The sequence below is a fragment of the Roseomonas acroporae genome (assembly GCF_023223525.1).
In the GTDB taxonomy this organism is placed as follows: Bacteria; Pseudomonadota; Alphaproteobacteria; order Acetobacterales; family Acetobacteraceae; genus Roseomonas_E; species Roseomonas_E acroporae.
In genome coordinates, this window is record NZ_JALPRX010000194.1 from 1 (window position 1) to 1410 (window position 1410).

Consider the following 1410-nt stretch of genomic DNA (forward strand, 5'->3'; position numbering starts at 1 on the left):
GCGCGCCGCCAGCGCGATGCTCACCTTTGTGCCGAGATCCGGCGGGTGCACGCGGCCAACTTCGGGGTCTACGGCGTACGCAAGGTCTGGCGGCAGCTCGGGCGGGAAGGCATCGAGGTCGCCCGCTGCACCGTGGCGCGCCTGATGCAACGGATGGGACTGCACGGCGCCGTCCGCGGCAAGGAGGCCAGGACCACGGCGGCCGACAGGGCCAGCCCTTGCCCGGCCGACAGGGTGAACCGGCAGTTCCGGGCGCCGCGGCCGGACGCCCTGTGGGTGTCGGACTTCACCTACGTGGCCACCTGGCAGGGCTTCGTCTACGTCGCCTTCGTGATCGATGCCTATGCCCGCCGCATCGTCGGCTGGCGGGTTTCCAGGACAGCGCAGGCCGGCTTCGTCCTCGACGCCCTGGAGCAGGCCCTGCACGATCGGCGTCCTGCCCGGGGTGGCGGCCTCGTGCACCATAGCGATCGTGGGTCGCAATATCTGTGCATCCGCTACTCCGAGCGCCTGGCCGAGGCCGGCATCGAGCCCTCCGTCGGCAGCGTCGGCGACAGCTACGACAACGCCCTCGCCGAGACCGTCAACGGTCTCTACAAGACCGAGGTGATCCGCCGCCGCGGTCCCTGGCGCACCCTCGAGGCGGTGGAGTTCGCCACCCTCGAATGGGTCGACTGGTTCAACAACCGCCGCCTCCTCGAGCCGATCGGCAACATCCCTCCCGCCGAGTCCGAGACGCGCTACTACGACCAAATTCAGGCCCCCGCCCTGGCAGCCTGACTCAACCCAACCAGCCTCCGGCAAACCTGGAACGGTTCACCTTCAGGAACGGCATCGAGGTCATCCACACGCCAGCACAGACCGCCGCCTGATCAGCCGGCCGTCACCCAGTTTCCCGCATAGCTCGGCGGCCGTGGTCCGCGAACGCAGAGGAGGCGAGGGTGTCGTGGAGCAGCGCCTTCACCTTCCGGGAGGAAGTGCGCGACGGGCAGGGACAGATCATCAAGTGCGGCCTTCGCCCGCCCCAGGTGGGCGCGCTGTTCGCGGCCTTGGCGCACTGGAGGGGGGCCGCGGATCCGGCGACCATCGTCATGCCGACCGGCACCGGGAAGACGGAAACCATGCTCGCCATCCTCGCCCATGAGTGGATGCCGAGGCTCCTCGTGGTGGTGCCGAGCAACGCGCTGCGTAACCAGATCGTCGAGAAGTTCGAGACCTTCGGCCTGCTGAAGCCACTTGGGGTGCTCGGACCGCAGGCCCGCTTTCCGGTTGTCTGCACGCTGCGGCACATGCCGCGATCAGCCGAGGAGGCGGAACGCATCTTCACGCGCTGCAACGTGGTCGTGGCCAGCATGCAGGTGCTCCGTAAGCGTCCGGTGACGCGGCGACCGAGTGTCAGGTTGCCGCGGG

At 68.9% G+C, this 1410-nt stretch carries 2 protein-coding genes; both read left to right on the top strand.

Annotated elements, in window-relative coordinates; genetic code table 11:
- Positions 1-780: IS3 family transposase (locus M0638_RS27780; protein WP_248670197.1), on the top strand; the 780-nt coding region annotated here is incomplete at its 5' end.
- Positions 781-941: 161 nt separating this feature from the next.
- Positions 942-1410: DEAD/DEAH box helicase family protein (locus M0638_RS27785; RefSeq protein ID WP_248670198.1), on the top strand; the 469-nt coding region annotated here is incomplete at its 3' end.